Source organism: Actinosynnema sp. ALI-1.44, assembly GCF_001984155.1.
GTDB lineage: Bacteria > Actinomycetota > Actinomycetes > Mycobacteriales > Pseudonocardiaceae > Kibdelosporangium.
In genome coordinates this window covers 342,094-356,798 of record NZ_MTQO01000049.1, presented here as the reverse complement: position 1 = coordinate 356,798, position 14,705 = coordinate 342,094, and the positions used below count along the sequence as shown (strand labels likewise).

Sequence of the window (14,705 nt, the reverse complement as noted above, 5' to 3'; positions counted from 1 at the left end):
GGTATCTTTAGCCTAACCTCAGTAACGGCGATCATGGGTGGGTGGATGTCACCGGAATCCGACACCGCCGTTCGCCCTCGGCTCTCGGGCTTCCGCGCCACCGGTCTGATCGTCGCGCTCCTCGTGCTGGCCGCGCTCTGCGTCGCGAGCCTCGCCGTCGGCGCCCGGCACATCGACCTGGACACGCTGTGGCGAGTGGTGTGGGTCGACGACGGCAGCGAAGAGGCGTACATCGTCCGCGATCTGAGATTCCCCCGCACGGTGGTGGGACTGATCGTGGGCCTCGCGCTCGGGCTCGCCGGAGCGCTGATGCAGTCGTTGACGCGCAACCCGTTGGCCGATCCCGGCCTGCTCGGTATCGAGATCGGCGCGTCCACGGCGGTGGTCGTGGCCATCTCGATCCTGGGCATCACCGCGCCCGCGGGGTACATCTGGTTCGCGCTGCTCGGCGCGGCCGTCACCGCGGTGGTCGTGTACCTGCTGGGCGCGAGCGGACGGCAGGCCACACCGGACCGGATGGTGCTCGCCGGGGCCGCCATCACCGCGGCCCTCACCGCGGTGGTCGGGATCATCCTGCTGCTGGACGCGCAGACGTTCGACCGCTACCGGTACTGGGTGATCGGTTCGCTGTCCGGTCGTGGCATGGATGTCTTCTTCCAGGTCGGGCCCTTCATCGCGACCGGTGCCGTGCTGGCCCTGCTGCTCGGCCGCTCGTTGAACGCACTGGCACTGGGCGAGGAAACCGGACGCGCGGTCGGTGCTCGCCTCGGGCAGACCCGCGTGCTCGGCGCGATCGCCGTGACACTGTTGTGCGGGGCCGCGACGGCCGCAGCCGGGCCGATCGCGTTCGTCGGGCTGACGATCCCGCACATCGCCCGCGCCATCACCGGACCGGACCACCGATGGCTGCTGCCGTACTCGGCGGTCCTCGCGCCGATCCTCGTGCTCGCCGCGGACGTGGTCGGTCGCGTCGTCGGATCACCCGGTGAACTCCAGGCCGGGATCGTGATGGCGTTCATCGGCGCACCGGTGTTCATCGCTCTCGCTCGCCGCCGCCGGATCGGACAACTGTGATGAGCGTGCTGACCGGTCGAGTCGTGCGGACCCGCGCGGAACGGATCTCGCTGCGAGTACATCCCCGCGCGCTGCTCGTGGGTTTCCTGCTGCTGCTCGCGTTGGTGGCGACCAGCGTTCTCGCGTTGACCACCGGGGACTACGAGGCGAGCATCCCCGACGTGGTCCGGACAATCTTCGGCGACGGGCCACCCGGCCTCGAACTGATCATGGACCGCTTCCGGCTGCCCAGGCTGTTGGTCGGCATCGGCGTAGGAGCCGCGCTCGGCGCGTCGGGCGCGATCTTCCAGAGCGTGTCCCGAAATCCGTTGGGAAGCCCCGACGTCATCGGCTTCACCACCGGCTCGGCCACCGGCGCGATCCTGGTGATCCTGGTGTACAAGGACTCGAACGTCAGCGTCGCCACCGGCGCGATCGCCGGTGCGCTGGCGTCGGCGGTGATCGTCTACCTGCTGGCCTACCGCCGCGGGGTGCAGGGATTCCGGCTCATCCTGGTCGGGATCGGGGTGAGCTCGATACTGGCGTCGGTGAACACCTACCTGCTGAGTCGCGCTTCACTGGAGGACGCCCGCAACGCCCAGCTGTGGTTGCTGGGCAGCCTCGGCGGACGGGGCTGGCAACACGTCGTTCCGGTGTGGATCGCGCTGGCCGTGCTGCTGCCGTACGCCGTGTCGCTGGGACGACCGATGTCCATGCTGGAAATGGGCGACGACACGGCACGAGCTCGGGGCGTTCCTGTCGAGCGAACCCGGCTGACCCTGGTGCTCGTCGGCGTCGCCCTCACCGCGGTCGCGACGGCGGCGGCCGGGCCGATCGGCTTCATCGCCCTGGCCGCACCCCAGGTCGTGAACCGGCTGACCCGATCGGACGGCCCCGGCCTGCTCCCGTCCGCGTTGATGGGAGCGGTGCTGTTGACCGCCGCGGATGTCGCTGGACAACAGATGTTCGGCGCCATCCAGGTGCCGGTCGGCATGACCACGGGCGCGGTCGGCGGGTTCTACCTGGTGTGGTTGCTGGCTCGGGAATGGCGGAAAGGACAGCGCCGGTGAGGTTACGCGCGGAAGGGCTGACCCTGGCCTACGACGAGCAGGTGGTGGCCAGTGGCCTCGGTCTGTCCATCCCGGACGGATCGTTCACCGTCATCATCGGCCCGAACGCCTGCGGCAAGTCCACCCTGCTCAAAGCACTCGCCCGGATGATCAAACCGAAAGCGGGAACGGTCTACCTGGACGGCGAGGCCATCTCGACCTACTCCACGAAGGAGATCGCCAGAAGACTCGGGCTGTTGCCGCAGTCATCCGTGGCACCGGGTGGTATCTCGGTCGGCGACCTCGTCGCTCGCGGTCGTTACCCCCATCAACGCCTCTTGCGTCAATGGTCCACAAGCGACGAGCAAGCCGTTGTCGAGGCCATGCGACGCACCGGAGTCGACGGCCTGGCCAACCGCCTGGTCGACGAGCTGTCCGGCGGCCAACGCCAACGAGTGTGGCTGGCCATGGTCCTCGCCCAGGAAACGTCGATCCTCCTGCTCGACGAGCCGACCACGTACCTCGACATCGCCCACCAGATCGACGTCCTCGACCTCTGCGCGGACCTGCACGAGCACCAGAACCACACCATGGTCCTGGTCCTGCACGACATCAACCACGCCTGCCGCTACGCCACGCACCTCGTGGTGATGCGCGACGGCGAGGTGATCGCCCAAGGCGACCCAGCCGAGATCGTCACCGCGGACCTGATCACCGACGTGTTCGGCCTGTCCTGCCGCATCGTGCCGGACCCGGAAACCGGCACCCCGATGATGATCCCCGCCGCGCGAGCCAGCCGGGTTCTGAGAGTGACCTCGTAGCGGGTAGTCGCCCACGCCGACGGTGTGCACGGTGGATGATCTCGACCTTACGTACCCAGTTCGTTGGCCCCGGGCAGGTCGGCCTGGCTCTCACCCGGGTCATTCCGGCGGGTGGGCCACACCTGCGTCACCAGGGCGGCGGCGCCGCCGAAGAGTGCCACGCCGAGAGGGACGTGTACGGCGAGGTTCCCGCTCCCACCGACCACGAACTGGACGGCGACCAACACCATCATGAGCGCACTGGCGACAAGGTACCGCGCTGATCCGCGGCCCGCCTTCCACACGAGGAACGCGGCGATGATCTGCAGGGCCATCGCGACCGTGACGAGGGGACCCGTGGCATGGTGCAACTGCCTGCCGTCCTCTGTGGACAGGAGCTGCCCGGCGGTGATCCCCTGCACGAGCAGCGCGGCGGCCAGGAAAACCGTGGTGGCCTTCATCAGGCCGAAGAACCGGGGCCGCTCCGGGCAAGCTGAGGAGGGCAGCTTGGTCGAGGACATGAGATCGCTCCTTGGTGGTCGAGTACCGGGTGGGTGGCTGTTCGTTCACCAGGTCACCCGGAGCGTGTTCCCGCCGCGGACGAGGCGCGAGTCCTGGCCAGCAGATCGATGATCTCGGCCGTGGAGCCGCGCTCGCCGAGAAGCGGGAAGATCCGTTCCATGCTGTGGTGATGCACCTCCTCATCCCGATCAGCGATGGCGTCGGTCACCAGCGTCACGTGGTAGCCGTGGTCATAGGCGGCGCGGGCGGTCGATTCCACTCCGATGCTGGTGGTGATCCCGGCCAGCACGACCTGGGTGACACCGCGGCGGCGCAGTCGCAGATCGAGGTCGGTGCCGTGGAAGGCGCTCCAGGTGCGCTTGGTCACGAGGATGTCGCCGGGGTGACCGGCTAGGTCATCGACGATGACGTCCCAGCCCGCGGGCAGTGCACCGGGCGGACGCGGAACCTCGGTGCGTCCCGGAGACGCATCTGGTCTGTCCACGCCGCCGGTGAGCCGGACCAGGACAACCGGAGCACCGTGCTCGCGAAAGGCATCAGCCAGTTCGACCGCGCGGGCCACCACCTCCCGGCCGGTGTAGGGCCTGGTGGGCAGGCCGACGACCAGGTTCTGCAGATCGACGAGTACGAGTGCGGTCGTGGTGTCGACAGTGGTGACGGGCATGAGTGAGTCTCTTTCCGAGTGGTGATCAGGTTTGCCTTACTCGTTGTGCCGCATCGGCACGAGCAAGAAGATCCCGGCGTCCCACTTCCTGTGACAGCTCGAACCTGTGACGCGGGCCACCGATTGCTGCACGAGCAGGGTGCGAGGTGGGCAGGGTGGCGCGCACGGAACATCGCAGCCCTTGGTTGTCATCGCTGAGAAGAGAGATGACCAACCAAGGGCTGCTCTCGTGATCGGCAGGGGAAGGCGCCCGTCAGCCGAAGACTAATCCAGAGTCGTCCGTGTGATCACCATGGCCTGGGGAGACAACCGTAGATTCCCGAGTAGAAGAACCCGGGCGCACAGGTGGTTGTGGCTCGGTACACGTCGGTTCGTATAGTCCACTGGCCGCCGTTGTCGGAGATTCCCGGGTCGTTGATGTAGTAGAGAACGCGCACCGGAACATTCGGAGCCGACGTGCAAGATCCGCCGAAAGCCGGGTCGAGACTGATCGTGCGCATCGGGTTTCCCACCCATCCTCCCGGGTTGTTGTTCCAGCGGGCGACCGAGCTGAACGCGTTCAACTGGGGGAACGGCCAGCTGACGCCCTGCAGCGATTTCCAGTATTGTTCGTGGCCACCGGTCGCTCCGCTGGGGCCATATGTGTTGCCCCAGTGATCAATTCGCACGGCTCCCGTGATGGTCACCTTGACGACGTCGCCAGGGAAGACGCCGTTGGGCGGGTTCGTGCCATTGGGAAAACTCACGCCTACCTGGTTGCCGTAATGGGTCACCGTCTGGGTGACATCAGGGGTGTTGTTCCGCGCGCACCGCTCCGCCGGGGTGGGGAGTGAGGACTGCGCGTGCGCGAGCTGGGGACCGGCGGTCAGGCCGGCCAAGATCGCGGCTCCGGCCAGCAAGCCGGACCATCGGATACGCATCGACATCGGTGAGTCCCTTCGCTCGATGTGGACCAACTGCCGAGCACGTGGACACTTGAGCGGAGGTCTCCCCGATCCCGGTACGACATCACTCGAACGGCCTAGAGGTCGATTCGCCGGGACACGTCATCCGATGATACGGCATACGAATCATCAGGCTCATTCTCCGTCGAATGCGCACAAGTACGGGATTTCGTCGGATGCACCCCTTCCGGGCTATCGCGTTCATGAGCGGTGTGGGGCATCCTGCGAACCTCTTGCCGAGGGAGCCGCATGAGCAGCGCCGATAAATCTTGCCGAACAGTGGGGAGAACTCGCCGCGTCAGCGCACGTACCTCCCGACACGGTCCCACCGCTGCCTTCCGGGAGGACGGCCATGACACCCACCGATGACGGCGCTCTCGTTCACCGGTTGCGATCTGCCGACGCGGCGATTCGACAACCCGCTCAAGCGCAGTTGTACGAGCTGTGCCAGGTTCAGCTCACCTCGTATTTCCGGCGGCGTCTGCGCAACGCCGGAGAGGCCGATGACTACGTCCATGAGGTCTTCGTCAAAGCGCTGGACACCATTCTCAACGGAAATGATCCGAACAACCTGGCCGCGTGGCTCATCGGCATCGCCCACAACCTGCTCAAGGGCCACTACGAGGACCTGAGACACTACAGCGACAGCGAGATCCCGGAGCAGGCCGCCACCTCCTCGGCCGGTCCCGCGTTGGAGTTGGACAGACCTGGGTTCGCCGACGACGAGCTTCCCGAACTGCCCGATGACCTGGCGGAGGTTCTCGGCAAGCGTGAACTGTGGAGCGTCGTCCGGGTCGCGATCACCGCCATCACACCTCAGCTCAGTCGCGTCATCGGCACGCACATCAAGCTGCATCTGCGTCAGCAGCGCAGGGTCACCACAGCGGAACTGGCGGCTGCCCTGGATGTGCCGCTCGAACACGCCGCCCGTGTCGACCGGGAGTTACACCGAGCCCGCAAGGCCACCGCGACGGCGGCCAGCGCCCTGGTGCTCGCGCGGTCAGGCCGCGGTGCCTGCTCTGATCTCGACCAACTGCTCGACACGATCCTGTCCGCCCAGCAACAGCAAGCGGGCCGCGAACTCGCCCTGGATCTCAAACAGTCCAGAGTCGTCGCGAAACACGCTGCCGCATGCGCTCAGTGCGCCCCACGAGCGGACGCGGCAGGCAAGTACGTCCTGTGGAACCTGGGCCCGGGCTTGGTCGTGCTGACCGACGACGACGAGCGACGCCGCACCGTGGCCGCGATGTTCAACCGCGCGGACGCAGGCCAGTCAATTCCAACCCCGCTCGGGAACGCTCTGGCCGCCACCGAGCCCGTCGCCGCCGCAGTCGCCGGATCCGACGTGGCGACCAAGCCACCGGCGGTGGGTGGTTTGGGGTCGACGCTGGCACGGTTCACCGGGTCGCGACTGGTGAACTCCGTGAGTCAGGTCGCCCACGATCCAATGGTGATCCGAGCCATCGGCGGCACAGTGGCTGCGGCTGTCCTGGGCATCTGCGGGTTGCTGACCGCGTCCACACCGTTCTCCCCGCCTCCTGCGATCGCCATGGAGCGACCGCACGTACCACCGGGCGATACCCGCCCGACGGACACCAGCGCTCCCACGTCACAGCCTCCCAGTGCCGCGCCAGCGGGTCCGGCGAGTACACCTCCCACGACACCGGCCAGGACCACGACCACCGCACCGTCCCCGAACCCAGCCCCCATGCCCGGCCCGGCACCGAAGCCGCCAGCGGCCACACCGACGACGACAACCACGACAAGCTCGCCGCCGACTACGACGAACTCCACAACCTCGGCGGACGGGACGTCACCCGACACCACCACAACAACTCCTGCCACACCGCCCCCGGCGCAGCAACCACCAGTACAGCAACCACCAGTACAGCAACCGCCGACACAGCAAGATGTTGCCGTGGACGCCAGGGACGTGGCCTACAGCAGTTTCGCCGTCTCGGGCGGCACGGGATGGCAGAGCACCAAGCAGATTCACCGGATGCCGCTGGCCCCAGGTCCGCATTCCCTGACCACGGCGCTCGGCCACAGGCTCGACTTCCGCGTCACCGCAACCAACACCGTCGAGTACGAACAAGCCATGGAAGGCACGTTCACCGGACAGGGAACGAACACGCTGGCAGTGCACGGAACGCCGATCTCGCTTGACAAGTCCGATGTAGACTACAGTAGTGCGGGGATTGGCGGCGCCTACCAAACGAGCCAACGCAACCACGTCTTCAAGCTGTTGCCTGGCGCGCACTACCTTGTCGTCAGCAACCGGGCTTCGTTCGGCTTCACGGTGACGCCGCAAGGTCGGGTGCGCTACGCCCCAGATCTGCACGGTCCACTCACCGGTGCCGATACCAATACGCTGGCACTACACGGGTTTCCTGTCACCCTTGATGTGTCCGACGTGGACTACAGCAGTACCGGGGTCGGCGGTACCCATCAGACGACCGAACGCAACCACACCTTCAAACTGTTGCCCGGACCGCACTACGTGGTGGTCGCCAACCGAGCCTCCGTCACCTTCACGGTGACCTCGCAGGGCCGGGTGGATTACGCCTCGGACCTGCCCGGTCTGCGCACCGGCGCGGGTACCGGCACGCTCGCGGTACACGGGCTCTCGATCATTCTCGACGTGACCGACATCGACTATGTCAACACAACGGTCGGTGGGGTGAACTGGAGGGTCGCCCAACCTCGTCGCACCTACAAACTGCTGCCCGGTTCGAACCTGGTGAGCACATACAACGGAATCAACATCCCGTTCACCCTGACCGCACAAGGCGCCATCGCCTACGAGGCACATCTGGAGGGTCTGTTCACCGGTTCCGGGTCCACGACGCTGACGGTGCATGGTTTCGCGGTCACGTTGGATACCAGCGATGTGGACTATGTCACCAACACTGTTGGTGGTGTTGGGTGGAAGGCTCCGCAGTCGCGTCGGGTGTTCAAGTTGTTGCCTGGTGCGCATGTGATGAGTACGTACAACGGGATCAACATTCCGTTCACGGTGTCTGCTGAGGGGCGGGTGGGTTACCGGCCGGATCTGGAGGGCCTGTTCTCGGGGACTGGGTCCACGACGCTGACGGTGCATGGTTTCGCGGTCACGTTGGATACCAGCGATGTGGACTATGTCACCAACACTGTTGGTGGTGTTGGGTGGAAGGCCCCGCAGTCGCGTCGGGTGTACAAGCTGCTGCCCGGCGCCCATACCTTCGTGACATACAACGGGATCCAGTTCCCGTTCACGGTGACCGCGCAAGGCCGAGTCGACTACAAGTCGACCCTGAACGACACGTTCACCGGCATCGGAAGCGCCACGCTGGCGGTGCGCGGGCATCCCATCACGTTCGACCCTCGGGACTCGGGACACACCAGCTTCGGTGTCAGCGGCGTGGGTTGGCGGGGGAGCGGACAGCTGGTGACCTTCCGGTTGGTGCGCGGCACGCACGCGTTGCACCTGCCGGACGGCTCGAAGTTCACCTTCCAGGTCACCGATACGGGCAAGGTGGACTACGACCCCAGCCTCGACGGCGTGCTGTCCGGCCGGGGCAGCTCAACCCTCGCGGTCCACCGGCGACGGCAACGATAACGATGGCACGCTGGCCTGGTGGTGGCGATGTCACCGCCAGGCCAGCAACATCCTCAGACCGCCGACAGAACGCCGCCGTGCCGGAGCCAGCACGCCCGGAATGTGCACCCAGGCGTGCGTGTCGACCTCTTTGGACACCACGTGCACGGCACGATAGCCGGACGGCGTGATACCGCGGTAGCCGTGGCGGATCACGCCCTGATGGATCACATCGGACACGACAAGCACCACGTCGGCCCGTGGCACCCGCGTCAACTCCCGATACAGCGGTTCACTGTTCACCAGCCGACAGGCCAGATTGATGTCGGTGCCGACCCATCCGGACGGACTGCGCAGCACTTCGCCCGCGTGCACCGCCACCCGCAACCGGATACGCGACGCGGCGCAGATCACCCTGTTGTACTCACCCAGTATGGCGGCCAGGCGCGGAATCAGTGGGTCAATGAGGTCCGCCTTCGATGTTGAGGCGGGAACGAACAGGATCATGCCGTCGCCGCGGTCCTCCACCGCGAGTTTGCGCCACGGGATGCCTGCGGACCGGACGGCCGCCCGCACGATCCTCTCCAGCGCGGTGCGGGCGCACAACTGAGTGCGATCGTCCCAACGACCTGACCCCACGATGTCCATGACCACTATCGACCAATGCTCCGGAACTGGGCTGGCCGCCGTGGACACCCACTGTGCGATCCCATCCCGCACAATCATCTGCCCCTCCCTACCGTTGACTGTTGCCCTCAGCGGTGATGTACGGCGCAGCCCGGAATTCTCCCCGGCACCCCACGAAGATTTTCCCCATTGCCTGGCGTGGGAAGTGACGATCCGGTGCTCGAGGACGTGCGCCGGGCCAAACCACGGCCCGGCGCACCACTTTCCGTTGTCCCGATATGGGTCACCACCGCCCGCAGCGGCTCAGATCGACCTCGGCGACCGCGCCACGCGCCACCGTGACCTGCACCTGCGTCGTCCGCCCGCCGGGCCGGTGACAGGTCAGCGTCCACGACTCGTTCAGGTGCTTCTGCAGGTACTGGCTGGGCCGCAGCGACGGGTTGACGTGCCACTCGAACTTCCCGTCCCGGTCCACACTCGACGTGGACCGCAACCCGTACGGGAAGGGCGTGATCAGGCCGGTGCTGCCGTCCGGGTTGGTCACCGGCGAGGTGTCCAGCGTGAAGTTCTTCTGCACGGTCAGCTTCGCCCCGCGTGGCGCCTTGCCGGTGATGACCGAGTGCCTGGCCGGGTCGGCCGCGGCCTCGAACGCGGTCAGGAACGCCGCTCGGGCACTGGAACCCGGGTAGGCGCCGGTACCGAAGTACTGGTCGATCACGAACGGGTAGGGCGGGTGGAACCCACGGCCGCCAGGGGTGTGCTCGAACGTGAACGCGAACGTCCCGGCCGAGTAGTACGCGGTCTCCTCGGTCGTGCCGCTGGCCACGTAGTAGATCTCCGGCCACGGCCCGGCCGGCCACTTCATGTCCGCACCCAGCGCCTGGGCGAGCGCGTCGTACGGGCCCTCGTCGGCGGGGCGGGGTTCGTTGGGCGCACTGGGTACGCGCAGCACACGGGCATCCGGCGTGTGGTTGCTGATCGCGACCGTCACCTGCTTGGAACTGATCAGCTCCCGGATGTTGCGGATCTCCGGCTCGGAGAACGGAGCCTGGCCGCGGTAGTTGCTGGCGAGACCGCTCGTGCCCGCGCCGGGCCCGCCCCAGAACGCGCCGTAGTTGCGGTTGAGGTCCACGCCCTTGTCGAAGTTCGCCGGGTCGGCGCACTCCACCCAGGTCGGCCGGTGCCCGTCGGCCACCCGGCAGTTCTTGCGCTTCTGCTCCTGGATCAGGCTGCGGGACATGTCGAACCCGTCCGGGTTGACGATCGGCACGACGATCAGCCGGGCCCGGTCCAGCAGCGAGGTGATCCGCGGGTCGACGCGGTCGTTCTTCAGTACGTCCCAGACGAACTCCATGGTCAGTTCGACCGTCGGCCACTCCCGGGAGTGGTGCAGACCGGTCATCAGGAACACCGGCTTGCCGTCGTCGGCGTGCACGTCGTGGGTGACCTCCAGGCCCCAGACGGTCTGGTCCAGCAGCGACCGGTTCGGCAGTGCGAACCGTTTGACCCGGTCCGGATACGTCCTGGCCAGGCGCGTCAGCTCGTTGTTGGTCTCGCTCAGCGTCCGGTAGGACACGCGGCCGGTGGGCAACGGCGACGCGGCGAGCGACCGGGCCCGTGCCTCCTCGGCCTGCCGGGCCGCACGGTTGCGGGCGGTCACATCGGCGACCAGGATCTGCGGGGCGAACCCGGCGCCCCGCAACTTGGCCTCGTCACGGGCACCGTGCAGCATGATGTTGACCGAGGTGCCCTCGGCGTCCATCAGATCGAGGTCCAGACCGATCAGCTTGGCCTGCAAGGCTTTCGTCGGCGCGGTCACCCGCACGACGCTGACCACGTTGTCCGGTTTCGCCTGCGCCGGCACCGCGGCGAGGCCCACGGCCAGCACGGCCGCGGCGGTCAGGGACAGGAATCTTCGTAACATCTGGCACCCTTCGGCTAGGGCGCACGCGGAGACCTCCTCCGCGCCGCGACACTGCAACGCGTTGGTCGGCCTCCCCCTCTGTCATCGGTACCTGAGAGCTTCGCCCCCGGTCGGGGCTTGCACCTTCGGTGAGGCGGCGAGCGCCTGCTTTCCAGAGTCGCCTGGCCCGTGCGGTACGGGGACCTGAGAGTTTGTCGGAGAGGAGTTGCTCCTTCGGTGACCCACACCGGGTTGACGTGGGTGCTCTCCCGCACGAGATCATCGGCCTTGCGTGAGGCACTATCGCCGATGATCATCGCACTGTCAACGGCCGTTCGGCCCGAGCCGAACGGGCGAACTGGGTGCGCGGCGCCGTCGATTGTCATAGCGGGATCGGCTTTGCCGACACAGGCATGACCGTCGCCACGGGTGGGGAGCTTCGATTCGTGGAAACGTGGCTTTATCTGGACTTCAACACAAGCGCGTAAACGAGGTCGCAGACCGCCAGAATTCCACGACAAACGCATCCGAGTGTTCTGTCATGCGCCCCCAGGCGTCTCGGCTGAGCTTGCGGCAGCATATCGACTGGTACATCGTGGAGCCTGTCGAATGATCACACTGCGGCCTGCTGTCTAATCGTTGCCAGGCTACTACCGGCAGGGCACTGGGCCTACCCCTAATCCGAGTCCGGCCGAGCGGTGATCGAATCCGGGATGACGTTGAATATCTTGGAAGTGCATGCCAATCAGCCCGGTCCACTGGGCCGCGTGACCAGGGCGTCGCCCGTCGCCAGCTGTATTAGGCGCCGGTATTCTCTGTGTCGAGAAACCTCTCTGGCGTATTTCTGGTTGCCTGGCTACTATGGCGTCGCGGCACCCGGATTTGGTGATCATAAGTTCAGCGCAGTTCTCGTCAACCACGTATGAACGTCGCGCTGCCATCGTTGTTGTGTTCGCCGCCCTGCACTCGATCATGCTCCGGCGGTGCGGGCGTGCGTGAGAGGAGAACAATTGTGCGCGCCATCAACCTGCCCGTGGATACCGCGGGGCATTCCGCTCCCGTCACCCATATCGCCTTTCGGTCTGATGGCCGACGCCTGGCCACGTGTTCGTACGACGGGTCAGTGTTGATCTGGGACACCAGCGAACCTGCCCGCCCTGCCCCGCTGGATCGGCTGCGCCACCGCCGCCTTGTCAACGGATCAGCGTGGAACCCGGTCACTCCTGCTCTGCTGGCGACGGCTTCGGCGGACAAGACCGTCGCGCTGTGGCAGGTGCCGGACCAGGGCCCGGCCACGCTGGTCAACGTTCTCGCCCGCCACACCGACGACATCAACTCGGTGGCGTGGATGCCCGACGGCAAGCGGCTGATCTGCGTTTCCGAGGATGGCCACGCGACGATGTGGGACGCAGCGGCCGGTGCACTTCTGCGGCACCTCAGCTCGCACGCGGCGCATTGCATGATGGTCGCGGTCAACCGGCACGGCCTGGTGGCAACCGTCGGTGAGGACGGGATGGTCGCGACCATCGTCCCGGACACGACCGATGAGCCGCGAACACGGCACTACGCCTCCTCGATCGAAGGCTGCTCGTGGTCGCGTTCCGGTGCGATGCTCGCGGTCGCCCGCGACGACGGCGCGGTGGACTTGTTGACGGCGGACCTGACGCACATCCGCACGATCGAGGTGTCCACATCGGCCGCGCGCACGGTGGACTGGGCCGAGGACGACGCTTCGTTCGTGGTCGGTGCCTACGACGGGTCAGTGCACGTGTTCGACATCGCGGGCCGAAGGTTGCACCGCTACCACGACGCGCGGATGTGGCCGCGCTCGGTTGCCACGGCGGCCGGATTGGTGGCCGTGGGTAGTTTCTGGGGCGGCCCGCATCTGCTCGGGCTCGACGGAGCGGTCGAGATCGCCGGCCCGCCGGCAGCTACTTACGGGCCGAACGCGCTTGTCACCGCTGGCTCCGAAATTCTGGTCGGGACGGACGCCGGAGTTGTCGTCGGGGCCACCGCGAGCGGAAGGCCCGGAGGTTCTCCGCGGCAGCTCGCTGAAGGACCGATCCTCTCGCTTGCCGCCGACGGCGAGAACGTCTACGCCGGAACCTACTCCGGTCATGTGATACGAGCGGCTGACGGCGAAGTCCTGAGCAGCGACCAGCTCGACGCCCCGGTGCCGTCGCTGGTCGTCGCCGGAAGGACGATCGTCGCAGGCACCTACAACGGCGAACTCATCGCACTGGATCCGGACGCGCTGACCGTTCGAGACCGGTGGACGGCGCACAGCGGGTCGGTGAAGTCGCTCGCCGTCCTGGACGGCGCCGATTTCCTGTCGGCATCGACCGACCGGACAGTGACGGCCGGGTCGTTCCGGAAACGGGCGGTTCTCTGGCAACACGGCAACCTCGTCAACGCGGTGTCCTCCCTCGACGGAAGGGTGATCGCCAGTGCTTCACGAGATCACACAGTCAAAGTGGGACAGGTGGCCCGTGATGACGAGGGGACCTGGCGAGTCCGCAACACCGTGACCTTGCTCGGCGCTGACGAGTCGGTCAAGTGCGTGTGTCTGCTGGGAGATCCGGACCGGCCGCTGGTGCTTGCGGGCTCGTACGACTTCGGACTCCACCTCTGGCGGCTGAACTGGGCCGACTCGACGGACAGCCTGGTCACCGGACGAGTTCTCGAAACATTCTCCCAGGGTGTGTCGTGCATGGCGCGGATCGACGCCGAGCGAGTAGCCGTGGCGGGATGGGACGGCCGCGTCATCGTGGTGGGCAGGGTCGGTGCCGACGAGGTCGGAGTGCTCTGGTCACACCACATCACCGACCTCGTGCGAGCCGACACGGCGGCGGTCCGATGAGACACCCTCCGCCGAGCTCCTTCGTACTCAGTCGACGAACGTCGCAGGCGTTTTCCGGGGGGCAACGTGCGTAGGAAAGGTAGTGCCGTCAGCGCCGCACCGGTCGCGGCGGTGCGGGCGCGAGTCGGGATAAGTCTGGAGCGACCCGTCGACCTGCGTGCCGAGTTGGTGACGTTCACCGGGCTTTCCGACGCCGGCGAACACGTCGCTTGCGTCGTGCCCGGTCCCATGGTGAAGACACCGCTGGTTCGGGTCCACAGCGAGTGTCTGACAGGGGACGTGTTCGGCTCCAAGCGGTGTGACTGCGGTCCCCAACTCGACGAGGCGCTGCGGCAGGTCTCCGCCGAGGGCGGCGCGATCCTGTATCTGAGACAGGAAGGCCGCGGCATCGGCTTGTACAACAAGCTGGACACCTACCTCCTCCAGGACAGCGGCTTCGACACATTCGAGGCGAACCGCCAAATCGGACGAGGAGCGGACGAACGCGACTATCGCGTCGCCGCGGAGATGTTGATCGCCCTGGGAATCCCGCGAGTGCGGCTGCTGACCAACAACCCGGACAAGGTCAACCAGCTCCGCGCACATGGCATCGAGGTCGTGGAGATCCTCACCACCGGGCCGCACGTGACCGAGGAGAACTTCCGCTATCTCAACGCAAAAGCGAGGCTCGCGGGCCACACCATCCACCCCGACCGGAGGTGTTGAC

Annotated in this window: 12 protein-coding genes, 1 pseudogene and 2 riboswitches; of the genes and pseudogenes, 7 read left to right on the top strand and 6 right to left on the bottom strand. The window is 66.6% G+C overall.

Annotation, left to right across the window (positions count from 1 at the left end; all coding sequences use genetic code 11):
- The first annotated feature begins 45 nt into the window (after nt 1-45).
- From ALI144C_RS31595 to ALI144C_RS31585, 3 genes are read left to right on the top strand one after another with little or no spacing between them, the layout of a single operon-like run.
- A complete protein-coding gene (locus ALI144C_RS31595; RefSeq protein ID WP_202819098.1) occupies nt 46-1,074 on the top strand; it encodes a FecCD family ABC transporter permease in 1,029 nt (342 codons plus the stop codon).
- Nucleotides 1,074-2,123 carry a FecCD family ABC transporter permease gene (locus tag ALI144C_RS31590; protein WP_076990817.1) on the top strand — a complete coding sequence of 350 codons (1,050 nt, stop codon included), beginning with the start codon at nt 1,074-1,076 and terminating at the stop codon, nt 2,121-2,123. Before ALI144C_RS31595 ends, ALI144C_RS31590 begins: the two co-directional genes overlap by 1 nt.
- Nucleotides 2,099-2,923: an ABC transporter ATP-binding protein gene (locus ALI144C_RS31585; RefSeq protein WP_076990816.1), complete on the top strand. Its 825-nt coding sequence runs from the start codon at nt 2,099-2,101 to the stop codon at nt 2,921-2,923. Before ALI144C_RS31590 ends, ALI144C_RS31585 begins: the two co-directional genes overlap by 25 nt.
- 47 nt (nt 2,924-2,970) lie before the next feature.
- Here the strand turns inward: ALI144C_RS31585 and ALI144C_RS31580 are convergent, their stop codons facing one another.
- The 3 genes from ALI144C_RS31580 to ALI144C_RS31570 form a co-directional block, all read right to left on the bottom strand.
- Nucleotides 2,971-3,423, bottom strand: coding sequence for a hypothetical protein (locus ALI144C_RS31580; protein WP_076990815.1), 453 nt, complete (start codon nt 3,421-3,423; stop codon nt 2,971-2,973).
- Nucleotides 3,424-3,476: 53 nt separating this feature from the next.
- Nucleotides 3,477-4,088 carry an isochorismatase family protein gene (locus ALI144C_RS31575; protein ID WP_076990814.1) on the bottom strand — a complete coding sequence of 204 codons (612 nt, stop codon included), beginning with the start codon at nt 4,086-4,088 and terminating at the stop codon, nt 3,477-3,479.
- A 287-nt stretch (nt 4,089-4,375) separates the two neighbouring features.
- Nucleotides 4,376-5,014, bottom strand: coding sequence for a hypothetical protein (locus tag ALI144C_RS31570; RefSeq protein ID WP_076990813.1), 639 nt, complete (start codon nt 5,012-5,014; stop codon nt 4,376-4,378).
- A 370-nt stretch (nt 5,015-5,384) separates the two neighbouring features.
- Between ALI144C_RS31570 and ALI144C_RS59190 the strand changes: the two are divergent.
- A pseudogene (locus ALI144C_RS59190) lies at nt 5,385-5,600 on the top strand (RNA polymerase sigma factor); the annotation flags it as partial.
- An 860-nt stretch (nt 5,601-6,460) separates the two neighbouring features.
- Here ALI144C_RS59190 and ALI144C_RS57895 read toward each other — a convergent pair.
- Complete coding sequence (locus ALI144C_RS57895; RefSeq protein WP_237774409.1) at nt 6,461-6,877, bottom strand: hypothetical protein; 417 nt, start codon at nt 6,875-6,877, stop codon at nt 6,461-6,463.
- Nucleotides 6,878-6,950: 73 nt separating this feature from the next.
- On the opposite strand from ALI144C_RS57895, the gene ALI144C_RS57890 reads away from it, so the two are divergent.
- Nucleotides 6,951-8,630, top strand: coding sequence for a hypothetical protein (locus ALI144C_RS57890; RefSeq protein ID WP_237774408.1), 1,680 nt, complete (start codon nt 6,951-6,953; stop codon nt 8,628-8,630).
- Between the two features lie 30 nt (nt 8,631-8,660).
- Here the strand turns inward: ALI144C_RS57890 and ALI144C_RS31560 are convergent, their stop codons facing one another.
- Both ALI144C_RS31560 and ALI144C_RS31555 read right to left on the bottom strand, forming a co-directional pair.
- Nucleotides 8,661-9,137, bottom strand: a complete 477-nt coding sequence (locus ALI144C_RS31560; protein ID WP_237774407.1) for a hypothetical protein — start codon at nt 9,135-9,137, stop codon at nt 8,661-8,663.
- 382 nt (nt 9,138-9,519) lie between these two features.
- A complete protein-coding gene (locus ALI144C_RS31555; protein WP_076990811.1) occupies nt 9,520-11,160 on the bottom strand; it encodes a M14 family zinc carboxypeptidase in 1,641 nt (546 codons plus the stop codon).
- A gap of 68 nt (nt 11,161-11,228) precedes the next feature.
- Nucleotides 11,229-11,321, bottom strand: a riboswitch (glycine riboswitch).
- A riboswitch (glycine riboswitch) is annotated at nt 11,322-11,421 on the bottom strand.
- 640 nt (nt 11,422-12,061) lie between these two features.
- Here ALI144C_RS31555 and ALI144C_RS31550 point away from each other — a divergent pair.
- Together ALI144C_RS31550 and ALI144C_RS31545 are read left to right on the top strand one after the other, a co-directional pair.
- The gene (locus ALI144C_RS31550) at nt 12,062-13,999 is read left to right on the top strand and encodes a WD40 repeat domain-containing protein (protein WP_269086712.1); all 1,938 of its coding nucleotides are present in this window, start codon (nt 12,062-12,064) and stop codon (nt 13,997-13,999) included.
- 66 nt (nt 14,000-14,065) lie between these two features.
- Nucleotides 14,066-14,704, top strand: coding sequence for a GTP cyclohydrolase II (locus tag ALI144C_RS31545; RefSeq protein ID WP_076990809.1), 639 nt, complete (start codon nt 14,066-14,068; stop codon nt 14,702-14,704).
- The last annotated feature ends 1 nt before the right edge of the window (nt 14,705 follow it).